Annotated in this window: 10 protein-coding genes; 2 read left to right on the top strand and 8 right to left on the bottom strand. The window is 55.3% G+C overall.

Going from position 1 to position 15516, the window contains the following annotated elements:
- Positions 1-9: 9 nt before the first annotated feature.
- A complete protein-coding gene (locus tag B5D61_RS07575; RefSeq protein WP_176159282.1) occupies positions 10-969 on the bottom strand; it encodes an endonuclease/exonuclease/phosphatase family protein in 960 nt (319 codons plus the stop codon).
- A 243-nt stretch (positions 970-1212) separates the two neighbouring features.
- On the opposite strand from B5D61_RS07575, the gene B5D61_RS07570 reads away from it, so the two are divergent.
- Entirely contained in the window at positions 1213-8178 is a 6966-nt protein-coding gene (locus B5D61_RS07570; RefSeq protein ID WP_176159281.1) for an autotransporter-associated beta strand repeat-containing protein, read from the top strand.
- Positions 8179-8241: 63 nt separating this feature from the next.
- Here B5D61_RS07570 and B5D61_RS07565 read toward each other — a convergent pair whose 3' ends face one another.
- From B5D61_RS07565 to B5D61_RS07555, 3 genes are all read right to left on the bottom strand, one after another.
- The gene (locus tag B5D61_RS07565) at positions 8242-9159 is read right to left on the bottom strand and encodes a LysR family transcriptional regulator (RefSeq protein ID WP_078812731.1); all 918 of its coding nucleotides are present in this window, start codon (positions 9157-9159) and stop codon (positions 8242-8244) included.
- Between the two features lie 70 nt (positions 9160-9229).
- Positions 9230-9475, bottom strand: coding sequence for a hypothetical protein (locus B5D61_RS07560; RefSeq protein WP_078812730.1), 246 nt, complete (start codon positions 9473-9475; stop codon positions 9230-9232).
- 90 nt (positions 9476-9565) lie between these two features.
- Entirely contained in the window at positions 9566-10876 is a 1311-nt protein-coding gene (locus B5D61_RS07555) for a polysaccharide deacetylase family protein (protein WP_078812729.1), read from the bottom strand.
- A gap of 70 nt (positions 10877-10946) precedes the next feature.
- Here B5D61_RS07555 and panD point away from each other — a divergent pair, with 70 nt between their 5' ends.
- Complete coding sequence (gene panD, locus B5D61_RS07550; RefSeq protein WP_078812728.1) at positions 10947-11297, top strand: aspartate 1-decarboxylase; 351 nt, start codon at positions 10947-10949, stop codon at positions 11295-11297.
- Positions 11298-11316: 19 nt separating this feature from the next.
- On the opposite strand, the gene B5D61_RS07545 is transcribed toward panD, so the two are convergent.
- From B5D61_RS07545 to B5D61_RS26975, 4 genes are all read right to left on the bottom strand, one after another.
- Positions 11317-12303, bottom strand: a complete 987-nt coding sequence (locus B5D61_RS07545) for a phytoene/squalene synthase family protein (RefSeq protein WP_078812727.1) — start codon at positions 12301-12303, stop codon at positions 11317-11319.
- 51 nt (positions 12304-12354) lie between these two features.
- On the bottom strand, positions 12355-14076 hold the full coding sequence (locus B5D61_RS07540) for an SGNH/GDSL hydrolase family protein (protein WP_217698937.1): 1722 nt from the start codon (positions 14074-14076) through the stop codon (positions 12355-12357).
- A 186-nt stretch (positions 14077-14262) separates the two neighbouring features.
- A complete protein-coding gene (gene can, locus B5D61_RS07535) occupies positions 14263-14907 on the bottom strand; it encodes a carbonate dehydratase (protein WP_078812725.1) in 645 nt (214 codons plus the stop codon).
- A gap of 351 nt (positions 14908-15258) precedes the next feature.
- Positions 15259-15393, bottom strand: a complete 135-nt coding sequence (locus tag B5D61_RS26975; protein ID WP_281251753.1) for a hypothetical protein — start codon at positions 15391-15393, stop codon at positions 15259-15261.
- Between the last annotated feature and the right edge of the window lie 123 nt (positions 15394-15516).

Genomic DNA, 15516 nt, shown 5'->3' with positions numbered 1-15516 from the left:
TCACCACATTCACTCCCAGGTGATCTCCAGCTCTTGAGGCCGATGATCAGACCCCACATCGGGCCCGATCTTCCGACTTGCGATGATCAAAGGCGGTGTGCAGAGAGCATGATCAATGGGCACAGCGAATGGCGTGTTGGGATTCCACGTCGGTTGCCATGCCGGGTCAGGGCAACGGTAAGCCAGAGAGTTACCCGCTCGTAGAACTCTCATCCCGTGCGACCACGGGGTGGCATTCAGATCTCCCATCACCAGCACGGGCACCGGAGATTGTCTGACCCAGTCAGCGACCCCGCGCAGCTGCGCATCCCGACTGCGTGCCATTCCCCCATTCATCGGTGGTAGCGGATGTGTGCCCAGGATGATGAGATCACGCCCCTCATAATTCAACGAAGCATGAATCGAAGGCATGTCTGACCCATGAGTGATGAAAAGCTGAACATCCCTGAGAGGTACACGGCTCAAAAGCGCCACGCCAAAGTTGTCGGTCTGATCTCTCACTAAACCATGGGGATAATCAGACCTCAACGCTTGTAGCGCCTGAGTCCAACCCGCATCCACCTCCATGAGAAAGATCACATCAGGCTTCTTTTGGCGTAAGTATTCAAGAACATCTTCCTTGTTGGAATTCGAGGTCAGAACATTGAGGCTCACCACTCGCAATCTATCCCCTTGGGGGACACGATACTGACTTGTCTGCAAAGCAAGGCTCCCGATAAGCCATCCGTTCAGCAGCAGTGTGCTCATAGCCACCACCAGCAGCACCTGACGCCTCCGAAAAAGAGCCCAAGCGACGAGCCCCAAGCACAAGCACAAATACTGCCAGCGAAAGTGGCTGAGCAAATCCAACGCCCAATGAAAACGACCCAACAGTCCCAACCAAGCACCACTGAGGCCTAACAAAAGCACGACATCGAACACACCTTCGAAACGAACCGAAGCGGCCAGGAAAGAGCGCGGTTTAGCCATACATTTAGTCAAACCTATTTCACCCGTATTGTGAAGTCTGCAGACACTTTTCATTGAACCGTGCGCCGATAATCGAGCAAATCCAGGTGTTTTTTAGCTGGAGTCGCCCCTAATACTGACTATGTGAGAAACTTTGATTTTAATTGCGGTATTTGCTGAGAGATCGCAGTGCCGCAGCCTGTATCATTCCCCCCCTTTTACATGCAACATATCCAGCTGCACAAATTTGCGTTTTCTTCGCAAATGCGCTTCTTGTTCAGAGCGCTGCCCTTATACCTTTGCCTAACGGCAATATCAAATGCAGTAGCGGATTCGTTGCTCTGGCAAAATCCGGCTGGCGGTGACTTCAATGCTGGAGCGAATTGGAATCCGAGTTCGGTGCCGGGTATTCTCGATACGGCTGTCTTTAACATCGGAATGGCTGGTAATGTCAGCCTATCTGCCAATGCCACGGTAGGGAGTGTCCTCTTGGATACAGGTGCGACTAGCTTCACACTGGGAGCCCTGGGCGGCAATACCCTAACGATGGGTCATGCGGGATCAATCTCGCTGTCATCCACTTTATCGACCACTGGGCAGGCGTTTATCATTCAGGCTCCGCTCGTACTGTCTCCCGAGTCAGCTTCCACGGCAGGTAGTTTCACGATTCAAAACGACAGTCCAGCCCTCACAACGACACTCGAGATCGCAGGCGGCATCTCAAGTGGCACGACCTCTGGAACAATGACGCTGAATCTGGCTGGCGGCAATGCGGGAGCCAACACGATCAGCCAGAGCATCAGCAATGGTGGAGCCTCCGCTTTAGCTTTGGTCAAAAGTGGTGCTGGCAGGTGGACTCTCACCGGCACCAATACCTATACGGGTGGAACCAGCATCACTGAGGGAACCCTGACCTTAAGCGGTGGTGACAATCGTCTAGCAACAACGAGTAGTGTGACATTCGCGGGGAACGCTAGCAGCCGCTTTGACATTGGATCCACCAATCAGAGCTTGGCCGGGCTCACCTTTGCAACCACGGGTCTAACCAGTGTTAACACGATTGTAGGCAGTGGAACACTCACTGTCACTGGCGGCAACATTCAGGTGGGCGGAGGTGACTCGACAGCGACATCCAATGCTCAAACCGTGGATATGAGCGGCCTTGGCGCGTTTGTTTATAATCGCAGTGGTGGCAGCTTCACCGTAGGCGGTGCCACAAACTTCGGACAAGCGAGCACCACGGGCAACGGAGTCCTCTCACTCGCCCAAACTAGCACGATCACCGCAGCAAGCTTTAACGTCGGTGGGGTGAGCACCGGACTCAGTTCACTCAATACCGGCACGGTTCATCTGGGCCAAACCAATACGATCAATGCCTCGACCATTGTTGTCGGGGTGAATAAAACGACCGGGATCGTCGATTTCCAAAATCTGGTGGACCCAACCCTGAAAATCCGTGGTACCGATGGCACCGGGCGCGCTTCCATTTTGGTTTCCACGGTGGATAGCGGCATCACGGATTCTTTTGGAACCATGGATTTAACTTCAGGTGGCACCGTGAATAGTACACTGGATGCTCTGGTCAGCACACTCACGATCGGACTGAACGTCCGTAATAGTGCCCCTGGCAAAACATCAACGGGCATCTTCATCATGGGGGGCGGCACCTTGGACGCGACCACGATCATCCTAGGCCAGCAGAGTTCTATAACAGCGGGCAATTCTTCCGGTGTCGCCAATGCCACTCTGAGCTTGCATGGCGGCACCATCACGGCAGGCACCTTTACGCTCGCTGACAAGAGAGCTTCGGCGACGGCTCAGGCCATCAACAGCACTTTCAACCTCTACAGCGGCCGACTTAATGCGACCACCATTCAACGTGGAACGGCTGGCACGGGTGTTGGCGCCGATGTGGCCACAATCAATTTCAACTGGGTGGATGGCACGATCAGCAACATCACAGGCTCGAATCAAACCGTCGATGGAGGCACCGCTGTCAACGGCCTAACGGGCGGCTTGAACATTGTGCTCAATACAACGGGGAATACCTCGGGCACTCACACATGGAACGTCAGTGACACCCAAACTGCAACGGTAAGAAACACCGTGACTCTGAGTGGTGCGGGAAGCCTCACCAAAACAGGCACAGGAACATTGGCATTGCTAGGAGCCAATTCTTATTCTGGCAGCACAACCATTAGTGCTGGCACCGTTCTTTTCGGCCAAGTCAGTTCTCTGTATGCCGGTGCGACCTCGGCTTGGACGAGCGACAACATCACTGTTCAAGCCGGAGCCACCGCAGCCTTCAACGTCGGTGGTGCAGGTGAATTCGAAGCCTCGCACATCGATATCATTAAATCACTAGGCAGTGCCACGGGCGGCTTCCAGGCAGGTTCCTTCTTGGGCTTTGATACCACCAACGCCACAGGGGGTGTTTTCAGTTACGGTTCGGAGATCAGAGATACCAACAATCAGCAGAACCCACTGGGATTGGTGAAGTTGGGCACTGGCACACTCGAGCTTTCTGGAGCCAACACCTACGCAGGAAACACCCTTGTTACGGGCGGCACGCTGGCATTGCGTGGCGGAGACAACCGACTGTTATCAACCGGAGCCGTCTCATTCAGCGGCACAAACAACTCCACGCTCGATATCGGCAACACCAGCCAGACGCTGTCCGCGCTGAATTTCCAAACCACTGGCACCACCAGCGTCAATACCATCACGGGGGCAGGTGGAACACTGACGGTCAACGGCAGTAATTTCCAGGTGGGTGGCGGCAATGCGACATCCGCATCCAATACTCAAACGGTCACGATGAGTGGGTTGACGAACTTCGTTTACAACCGCAGCACGGGCACCTTTAACGTCGGTGGTCTGACCGATTTCACTCAAGCCAGCACGATTGGCGCCGCCACGCTCACGCTCGCACAAAACAACACCATCACGGCATCCAGTGTCAATATCGGTGGTTTCAGCACAGGGGTTAACTCGCTCAACCGCGGAACCCTTCATTTGGGGCAAACCAACACGATCAATGCCTCGACGATTGTGGTGGGTGTCAGCAAGACCACGGGTGTTCTGGACTTCGACACAACGACCCTTAACCCAACACTGAAAATCCGCGCTACGGATGGCGTGGGTCGCGCATCGATCTCCGTGGCTCCAGTGAATAGTGGCGTCACCGATTCCATGGGCACCGTGGATCTGACTTCGGGTGGCACTGTCAACAGCACACTGGATGCCTTGGTCAGCACTCTCAGCATTGGCGTCAATTCCCGGGACGGAACGACCGGAAAAATCACCACCGCCAGCTTCATCATGGGAGGCGGTCTTTTGGACGCCACCACGATCATTCTCGGCCGACAGGCAGCCGTGACAGGAGCCAACTCATCCGGTAATTCCATCGCGACTTTGAGCCTCCATGGCGGCACCATCACGGTCGGCACGCTGACCTTGGCGGATAAGGCGGCCACAACGACGGCACAGACCATCAATAGCACGTTCAATCTCTACAGCGGCACGCTGAATGCCACCACCATCCAGCGTGGTGCCGTCGGCTCAGGCGCGGGCGCCAATGCGGCAACGATCAACTTCAATTGGGTGGATGGAACCATCAGTAACATTGCCGGAGCCAATCAAACGGTCAGTGGAGTCAGCGCTATCAATGGCCTAACCGGTGGTTTGAATATCGTGCTCAATAACACGGGCAACACCTCAGGCACTCACACCTGGAATGTGAGTGGCTCTCAAACGGCCACGATTCAGGACACCGTCATTCTCAGCGGAGCGGGCAGCCTCACCAAAACAGGCACAGGCATTCTGATCTACTCAGGTAGCAACAGTTACACCGGTAGCACCACCGTAGCCGAAGGCGTCCTCCAGTTGAATGCAACTGGCGCGCCATCTATCGCAGGTAATCTCATTGTGGCAGGTGGCACAGCAACTTGGCTTCAAGCCAATCAGGTCAATACAGCCAGTCAGATCAGCGTCAGCAGCGGCGTGTTGTCTCTACAAGGCTTCAATCAAACCGTCGCTGGAGTCACCCTCACCGGTGGCAGCATCACCAGCAGCACCGGAGTCCTGACTAGCACCTCAACGTTCAATCTCCAGGCAGGCACCGTCTCCGGCCGACTGGGAGGCTCGGCGGGTATTGTTAAATCCACATCAGGTGTTGTGACTCTATCCGGAACGAACAGCTTCACAGGCGGCACCCAGGTGAATGGGGGCACGCTAATTGCGACTTCGACCTCAGCTTTAGGTTCCAATAGCGGACTGAACATCGCTTCGGGGGCCATTTTTGCTTATCAGCCTACGGCGGCAGGTTCCTTGAATCTGGGCACTGGAAGCCTAACTTTGAATGGCGGCAGTACCTTAGGCACCGCTGTCGCAGGCACCCTCAGTCAATCAGTCATTCAGAGTTCAAGCCCAGCTACGGCGAGTGGCGCGATTACCGTCGATATCTTCGGCATTCGAGGGGGCTCCGTTAGTGCAGGCACCCATAATCTCCTGACCGCTGCTGGAGGCCTCACCTCGGGAGGTGCTACCTACAGCCTGGGCAAGCTCTACAACGCGACCAACTTCACCGTTAGCAACTTTAACGCCACCGATACAACGATCAGTGTCAACGTGGCGAGTGCAACTGCACTGACGAGCGTGTTCTGGAAGGGGGGACTCGACGTTGGCAACAATGTTTGGGCGCTCTCCAACGGCACAGCCAGTAATTGGGTCACCAATTCCAACGGCACAGGAGCCACCGCGTTGACTCCAGGAGCCGGGGCTACAGTGACCTTCTCCAGCACAGGAGCGACTCAACAAAGCTCAATGATTCTAGGAGCTCCTATGTCAGTCAGAAACCTTGTCGTGAACGACTCGGCTGGAATCACCCTGAATGCGGATGGTAACGCGCTTACCATCGCAGACGCTACGGGGATTGTCGTTAACTCAGGTGCAGGAGCAGTCACATTGAATGCTAACATCATCCTGGGAGCCTCCCAAACATGGACGAATAACAGTGCCAATGCTCTTACCGTGGGCGGAAATATCAGCGGCTCTTTCGGCCTAACCAAAAGCGGCACGGGTCAACTCAATCTATCTGGAGCAAACACCTTTATCGGTTCCTTGATCGTAACAAGCGGCACGTTGAATGTTTCCGGCAGTGCCACGGGAGCAACCTCCATCAGCGTCGCCAATGCGACCAATTCAAAAGGCATTCTCGTGATGGGACCAGATTCCACCATCAACGCCTCTTCGACGTCAGGACTTTTGATCGGCACAGCAAGTGGAAGCTCTGGGGCCTTCTATCAAAACGGCGGTAACCTCACCCTCGTTGGCCCGATCAATTTGGGCAATAGCACGACCTCCCCATCCTATGGCTTCTATCAAATGAACGGAGGGTCGCTCACCGATACCGGCACGACATCATTTCGCTTCCGAATGGGCGGTGGAGCCACGGGATCGACGGGTGTGTTTTATCAGTCAGGAGGTTCCATCACCATCAGCATCGGCAACGGACTTGAAGTCGGCGGCAATGGTTCGGATGGAATATCCTCTGCACGAGGCGTCGCCTATTTCACAGGGGGAAGCATCACAGCCCTCAGTCATCGAATCGGTTATAACAACCGCACGACCAACTCGGGAGGACTGCGAGGAGAGCAAACTGTCGCGGGCACATCACAAGTGACGATCAATGGCAACACCATTTTGGCACAAGGCGTGGACGACACAGGCATCTTGAATCTTAACGGTGGCATTTACTCAACCCGCCAAATTCAAAAAGGCAGCTCTACCGGATTGAGTATCCTTAATTTCAACGGAGGCACCCTCAAAGCCGCAACCAGTGCCAGCGGTAGCACCTTCCTGACGGGCCTGAGCCAAGCCAACATCTATGCTGGCGGTGCAACCTTCGACACCAGCAATCAAAACCTCACGATTGGGCAGAACTTGGCCGCACCAACTGGAAATGGCGTAGTGACCGTTGAAGTAACAAACGGTGGCAGTGGCTATGTTGGTGCCCCTTACATTTCCATCAGCGGCAATGGCAGTGGCGCAACCGCTGTGGCCAATATGGTCGATGACGGCACCGGCAACGGAACCTATAAGATCGCCAGCATCACCATCACCAATGCAGGCACCGACTACACGGGCACACCCACGGTTTCGTTGATCGGAGGAGGTGGTTCTGGCGTTACCTTTGGAACCGTAACGCTCGGCACCAACACATCCGGCGGTATCACGAAAGTCGGCACAGGGAATTTGACGCTGAGCGGTGCCAACAGCTACACGGGCCCGACGATTGTTCAGGCTGGCACTTTGATCGCGGGCAGCACGAGTGCTTTCGGTGTGAATTCCGCGACCACGGTTAATGCGACGTTACGCACTTCAGGCCGCAACATTGCGCTTGGCTCTCTAGCCGGTTCGGAGTCTGGGGTCGTTGAGAATGCCAGCGCGACAGCAGCTATCTTAACGGTGGGTGGCGACAGCACCTCCACGATTTTTAGCGGACGAATTCAAGACGGATCTGGCGGTGGAGCACTCTCTCTGGTGAAGGTGGGCTCAGGGGTTCAAACTCTCGCTTCGACGAATACCTATACCGGCAGCACCAGCATCACCGCAGGCACGCTACAGGTGGGCCTAGCTGGAGTCGGCAGCACCTCTGGCAGTAGCGCTGTGAGCGTTAACGGTGCCACTGCGGCTCTCGCAGGCACGGGCATTGTCAATGGCTCGACGACCATCACACAAGGCTTCATTCGCCCAGGAGATTCAGGTGGATTGAGCACAGGAACCCTGACTCTCAACAGCCTCAATCTGACAACCAACGGCACTGGCCAGCTTCAAATCCAAGGGACATCCAGCTACGATCAAATTGTGGTGAGCGGTCTTAACGGCTTGACTCTTGACGGGCGACTGGTGGTGAGCACTTCACTCACGGGGGAGGCTTTCAATACCACCTTCGCCGATGGCGCAACGTTTGATCTACTGGATTGGATGGGAGCCCTCAGTGGGAGTTTCGATGTGGGCGCAAATTTCCGCGATGGAAGTGGCGATAACAGTGCCCAGTTTGACTTGCCTGATCTGAGCAGTCTGTCCCGCATCTGGGATGTCAGTCAGTTCCTCACCAACGGCACGATTTCTGTAACCGTCGTCGTCGTGCCGGAGCCGAGTCGCTGTTTATTCCTGTTGGCAGCTTTGACGGCGATGGTGGTGCGCCGCCGCCGCAGTAAGAAATGACTTCATCAGTGAGGATTGGGTGAAGCGGCTCCTGCATCTGGAGCCGCTTCATCAAAGATTGACTCAATCAGACATCGTCTGCCAAAGCTTGCCGCCACTCAACCACTCCGAAACAAGTCCTCGAAATGCCTGAACGGTAGGTGAATCGTCTTCCGGATTCCACACTAAGACCAGAGGCACTGTCTTCTCAGGCGTAACGGGGAGGAACCGCAAAGCCGAAGGCATTGACGATGCAGCTACGCTATCAGTCGCAATTCCCACCCCAGCCCCTGCCTCGACATAACTGAGCACGGTGCCCATCAAACTGGGACTGTAAGCAATCTTCGGCGTGAAGCCCGCCGCACGACAGGCCGCGAGAATTTCATCGTGCAACCCGACGCCTTCTCGGCGAGCCAGAACAATGAGTGATTCTTGAGCCAGCATTTCCCAGGTCACCGCTTCTTCCTGCATCAAGCGATGATGCTTTGGCACCACAATACCTAAAGGCTCATTTCGCAGTAACAGCGTCTCCAGCGCTCTCCCTCCTTGCCCCGGTAGGGGTCGAGTGAGTGCGACAGACAGCCTTCCTTTCGCCACCATTTCCCAGACTCGCTCAGGGGTGCGCTCTTCTAAATGGACGGAAACGTTGGGATAACGATGGCGGAAATCGTGAAGCAATCGCCCCAGGAACCGTTGAGTCGGAGGCCCAATATAACCCAGACGCAATTCCCCCTCTTCACCTAATGCGGTGCGCCGGACCCGACGAATGGACTCCTCGAACCTTTCCAGCAAAAGCGCCGTTTCATGCAGGAGAACAGTCCCGGCGGGGGTCAAAGCGACGGTTCTTCGATCGCGTTCGATCAACCTGATGCCTAACTCATGCTCTAATTCCTGGACGGCACGCGACAAGGCAGGCTGCGCAATATAGAGCCGTCTGGAAGCGCGGGAGAAACTGAGTTCCTCCGCAACTGCCTGAAAATAGCGCAAATGCCGTAGATCCATATAAGGATCTACGGCATAAGCTGAAAGCCTGCACGAGGCAAATGAATGGCTTTAAACCATCCGGCTGAAATTAGCCCTTCTTCTCGGCTTTCTTCTGGCGAGCCCAGCGAAGGCGTTGAGCGGCAGCAATCTTCTCCTTAGCTTCAGGAGACATTTCACGCTTTTTGCGGCCCTGCTTTTCAGCTTTGGGCAACTTGCCGACTGACTTGTAATTACCACCGAGGATGCTGTTGAGTTCGGCCTGAAGTTTTTCAATCTGACGTGTGACTTCAAGAGCTCGTGTGAGCTGATCAACAGAAGGAAGAGATTTTGGCATGATTAGGTTGTTGGTTGAGTTAGGGAACTCTGCCAATACTCTGGCTATTCATCTTTCTTGTCAATCAAAGGTTATACCGCAACCTTCAAATTATGATTGAGGCAGATAGCTAGCTTCTAAATTGACTTTGAATCTCCAAGTTACCACCTCATCCGGCTGCCCTGCAGCACGTTTAAAACTAAGGGTCACCGAGCAGTCTTCACGACGCAGTCGATACGGTAATTGGTAAGTCACCTGCATCGTGGTAGGATCATATTGCGCTGACACGCTCCCTAACCCGGAGACACGTAACCTCACACTGTCCGCCTCCACGGTGCCTACATGTTGCAGGTTCACACGAATGGTCGGGCGTCTTTCGGTGATGACTTCATTTGGGGCAGGACTCATCTCCAAAAGCTTCCTTCCAGCTTCATCTTTGGCGTCTGCCTTCAGGAAGTGATTGGAAGTGACATCACCTCGCCCTCGAAAACTGGTGGCCAGCTTGAAGTTCGTATCGCTTTCCCCATGAATGATAAAACGGCCCATCTTACTCAAAGGAGTATCCCAATTGACTTTCTGACTGTTGACCGTCACCAGCGTTTCATAGCCTACCTGAAGTCCCGTTTCAGCCAGAGCATCATCAAAAACGCCGAAGGGATAGGCGAAGCTGGTGCATGGAACCCCAAGGTTCTTTTCAATGAAATCCTTGGAGTCTTTCAGTTCAGCAAGCACCCATTGCGCATGCTCGGCATCGCTTCTTCCTTTCTTCGCACGGAAGCTTTCATGAGAGACACTGTGGCTACCTATCTCGCAGCCATTTTGCATCATCTCCTTAATCTGGCTCCAACTTAGACTACGTCCGCCTATATTAACATACTTCTTATAGACATAAACAGTAAATGGAAAACCATACTCTTTCAAGACCGGATACGCATAGGTATAGACCCCCTGCCAACCATCATCCATGGTGATCACAATGGATTCTTCGGGAATATTTTTTAAACCTTTCCGCCAAGCTAACACATCACTCAGGGGGATAACAGGAATCCCTGACTCCTTGATGGCCTTCATTTGGTCCCGAAACTTCCCGGCGGCAATGATCATGGGGCTGCCGCCTCGATCACGAAAGTCATGATAGCCGAGAATAGAAACGACTGCGGACTTATTCAGTTCAAAGGCCTCGGACTTGGGCGTTATGTCTTCTTCCTTGGGGACCTCATAAACCGAGTTGTCCTGCAGGCGTTTTTCCATCGCCACCTGCTCCGGCGTCAGAGGCTGTTCTGTCGCTTTAGGCGCAGATTCAGCAGGCGCTTGAGTGATGCCGGCCGCCCGAGCTAGGCGATCCAGCTTGGACTCGATCCGCTTGCAGGCCGGGAGTCCCAAAAAAACTAAAAGAGAAAGGGTGAGCGTAAAGAGACGCATACCCAGAGTTACATACAGGAGAACGGGAATGCAACCTTGACGCAACGCATCCCGTAAGCACACTAACACCGTGCTTCGTATTCAGCTCAAATCCAAGATCCACCGCGCCACCGTCACTGACTCCAACATTCATTACGAGGGGAGCATCACCATACCTGAGGACTTGATGGAGGCCGCCGACATTTGGAATGGCGAAAAGGTGCTCGTGACCAGTGTCACGAGCGGTAACCGCTTGGAAACCTATGTGATCCCTGCCCCACGCGGTTCTGGGCAAATCATCGTCAATGGAGCCGCCGCCCACCTGATCAATCAGGGCCAAATCGTCACCATCATGGCTTTTGGTCTGTCCGACCAGCCCATTACCCCGAAGCGCTTGCTCATGAACGAGCGCAACGAGATCGTCAATACCACGGTGGTCTGAGGTCGTGGGTAAGCCCCTCTTACTTCCCTAACCGTCGATAGAGCTTCTCCAGGCTGGCGGGATTCCGGCAGGCGATGGCGGCTTCAGCCAGGATCTTGGCCACATCCAGTCGGCTAATCTTGATGCCCGCTTTGATCTCGGCCCAGGTGGCCTGCTTCATCTTGGCCACAGTGCGAATCCCCAGCAGAAGCGGGAGCGCCGTCGCATACCGCAGTTTACCATCGGCCACGTGCTGCACATAGCTCAGGCCCGATTCCAGGTGATCCTGACAGACCACCGACCACTGCGACCATTCCGCTTCCAAGACCGCATCCCCTTGTAAACCACCAGGGAGGTAGCAGCGGCCATCTTCCAGATCCTCGCCCACGTCTCGCAGGATATTGATCAACTGAAGGCCTTTGCCAAAACCGGCGCCCCAGGCTTTCATCTGCTCCACCGAGACCTGGGGAGCTAGTGATCCCGGCTTCTCGGTCGCACACATCTCGGTCCAAAACTCACCCACACAACCGGCGACCAGCCAGGTGTATTCATCCAGCTCTTCCGCATTGTTCAGCGCACGCACCTGGCCATCTCCCGGGAAACGCCGGATATCCAGCATTTGCCCCCGAATGATGTGGTGCAGGACCTGCCGGATCGCCACGAGCGCGGCCCCTTGCATGGTGCTGAGCCAGGCCAGCCCATCGGCAAAGCGTTCCATCAGTCGCTTTTCGGACTCATCTTCCTGGAGCGGAGCAAACTTCTGCTGCAAGCTTTCCGTGAGATCGCGTTGCTTGGCGGTATCGCCTTCAACGAGGCCCTGATAGTCTTCGAGACATTGCAGTCGCACCTCGGCAGGAACAGCCGCTGTATCGGCAATGGTATCGGCGGTTCTTGCCAACAGATAGGCCAAGGAGATCGGCTCCCGCAGTTCTTTTGGGAGGGCCTTGAGCGTAAGATAGAAGGAGCGAGAAACCGAAGCCAGCAACTGGCCTCCCAGCTCTCGCTCATGATGCGATTCATCCGACATGAGATCTCTCCGATACGTGCAGGCGCCCACTCTCTCCAGCACAAACTCAGGTCAGCGTGTGTGCTTCACAATGAAATCAACAATCGGCGAGCTATCGTCTAAGCCATGGGGGTGATGCCCCACGCCGGGTTTGGCAATCAGGGTGATGCTGCCACCCAGAGCCTTGTAACGCTCGGCGACCACCCCGGTGTTTTCATCCCAGGGCACCACATCATCCGCATCGCCATAGACATGCAGCAAAGGCACCCCCTGCTTGGCCAGTGGCTCCAGATGATCGATCGGGTTCACCTTCGCCGCGAGCGCTTCGGCGTCGTCTTTGAAGTTCCAGAGCTTCAAGACACGCTCCCAGTTCTTGGGGTCTCCCTTACCCTTCCCCTTGCCTCCGGGCCAGCTTTTGAAATCACACACCGGTGCATCGGCATAGATGCAGGAGACCTGATCCGCATTCGCTTCCGCCCAGTTGTAGCAATACAAACCACCTCGACTCAGCCCCACCAAGGAAGGCTTTTCGGACAAGCCATACTTCGTCGTCAGTTCCTGATAAAAAGCATTCCAATGCTTTACCGCTCCGGGTGAACCCAGCATGTCTTGCACCTTCATGTAGGCGATGTGATAGCCCTTCCCCAGCAGTGCGATATCCGGGGCCGGTTTGTGACCAAAGAACTCCCCATGCCAGACCCAAGGCTTGCCGGGGGCCGCTTGTTTCGGGGTGACCACGAGCACCGCTTTCCCATCCACCTCGAAGTCGTATTTCACATAGCCATTCCAATCCGAGGTCGTGCCAGCAAAGTTGGCTTGTTGCGTCGCAACAGGCTTCTCAGAAATCGCCAGTTGCCGCGTCTGCGCGTCCAGCTCAGCCGCTTGTTTTTCGGCCTCCTCTAACGGCAAGCCGGGTTTCACGCCGGGGCGCTTGTGGCCCGTTTGGCTCAGCCAAGCATCGCGCAGCAGATTCTGCTTCTTCTGGACGAGGGCAAAGATGGCCGCCCCTTGCGGATGATCCGGCATGCCATCGGTGGTCACTTTCAACCCCCACTCTTTCAGCAAAGGCCCCGCCATCACCGCATGACCCGCCGCATTCGGGTGAATGCCGTCTTTGGAAAAAGTAAACTGCGCGTCCGCCTTGCGGGCTTCCGCCAGCGCCGCCGTCATCGCCCCGTGCACATCCAGCACCGTCCAGCCCTGCGCCCGCTGATCCAGCAACCATTGGGAATAGGCCGTCAGCACCTCATCATAACCCGCATAGGGTTTCGGATAGTCCTTCAGACCCGCAGGCAACACCTTTTCATGAATCGGCACCGGATCAAACACCGCGGGTGTCAGGTGAAGGATCGGCGCACCGATAGCCGCCACCTTTTCCCGCAGCTTCAGCATCCCCTTCTGATACGCCTCCATCCGCTCCGGGCTCAGTGGGTAGTAAATGCCATCGTTCATGCCGTAGCAGGCAATCACGAGTTGCGGTTTCACCTGGCTCAAAATTCGGTCTAACCGCTCATGCAGATCTGGCCGTGGAAACTGCCCGTTCGCATGACCTTCTTCGGATAGACCCGACACCGTCTCGCTGGATAGCCCGAGATTGAAGACCTCGTATTTCTTCTCCGGATGCTGCGCCACCAGCGCCGCCTCGATGATCTGCACATAGGTGCCCCCATAGGTGATGCTATCGCCCAGGAAAAGAATCCGTTCCGCCTGAGGTAAGGCCGCAGTCAGCGGCAGCCAGCAAAGACAAAAAAGAGAGAGAAGAAAGGCACGCATGGAGACAAGCCAATACGACATGAGTTGCCTCAACCCATCACGAAAACACACCCATCGTCATCATGAGGGCAACTTCCCGCAGATTCAAGAAAGCCCACCGATGACCGATTGATTCCAATCCGCTGGCCTCCCTGAATCTGCTGGAGATCATTCGCCCGAGAGGATGGCGGGCAAGAGTGCCTGCGCTCCTTTCAAGCCCGCCTGGACTCAGCCCAGACGCTCCATCGCTTGATACGGGATCTCCGCCATCTCATCGGCCGCCTTCACCGTCGCGCCCAGGTCCTTCACCAGACCGTCTTTCAGACCGTAAACCCAGCTATGGATGGACAGCGGCTGCCCCCGCTCCCACGCATCCTGCACCACTGTCGTCTGGCCCAGATTCACCACCTGCTCGATCACGTTCAGCTCGCACAGGCGATTCACCGTTTCTTCTTCGTTCGGCAGACCGCTCAGACGCGTGCGATGCTTGTCCCGCACATCCTGCACATGCCGCAGCCAGTTATCCGCCAGCCCCACGCGATCCCCGCGCAGCGCCGCCCGCACCCCGCCGCAGCCATAGTGACCCACCACCATCACATGCTTCACCTTCAGGATGTCCACCGCGAATTGCAGCACCGACAGGCAATTCAGATCCGTGTGCACCACCACATTCGCCACGTTCCGATGCACAAACAGCTCCCCCGGCAGCAGATCCACGATCTCATTGGCCGGCACCCGACTGTCCGAGCAGCCGATCCACAAAAACTCCGGCGTCTGCTGCAGCGACAGCTTCTTAAAAAACTCCGGATCTTGCTCACGGATGCGCTTGGACCAGTTGCGATTGTTTTCGAAGAGTTCTTGGATTTCGGGCATGGGGATGAATGAAGGAAGAAGGGTAAAACGCCACACCTTATCCACGAAGCCTTCCTCTTCGACAAGTTGAAACCCAAGGCCGAGGAAATAGGAAGGTTGTCCTACTCTAAAAGAAGACTCTTGAGTCGATTTCTTTCAAGACTGGAAGCCAGCCGACCAGATCATTTTGAATCCAGATTGCGGCGCATTACAGACGAATTACATTGTGCGATAAAAATTATGGCTAGGACGACATCATTGGTTTGCCTTGTATTTGGGATTAGTTTTTGCTTTTTTGGAATATTCGGCATGCTCCTGGGCCTCCCCTTGTTCATTTATGGAAGCATCCGCTTTGTCCGGCTCTCGTTGGACCTATGACTTTCGCCGCTCCCAGGCCTGGATCTCCTTCTCCACCCGCGGGCGCAGGCGGCGCGCCAGGGCGGCGGCACGCTCTCGATTCGCCTCATAGGCTCGCACGTATTCGGGCTTCTCATAGCCGCGCGGCACCTCCACATCATGCAGATGGATAAAGAGGCAGACATACAGCAGCTCATCTTGCGGCTCTAGCCACTCCAGCCATTTCCCTGCTCGCTGGAGGGCAAAGAAGATATACCCATATTCTGCTTCACA

It is taken from the genome of Prosthecobacter debontii (assembly GCF_900167535.1).
GTDB lineage: Bacteria > Verrucomicrobiota > Verrucomicrobiia > Verrucomicrobiales > Verrucomicrobiaceae > Prosthecobacter > Prosthecobacter debontii.
Note: the sequence above shows the minus strand (reverse complement) of the source record. Positions and strands in the feature narration are given on the sequence as shown.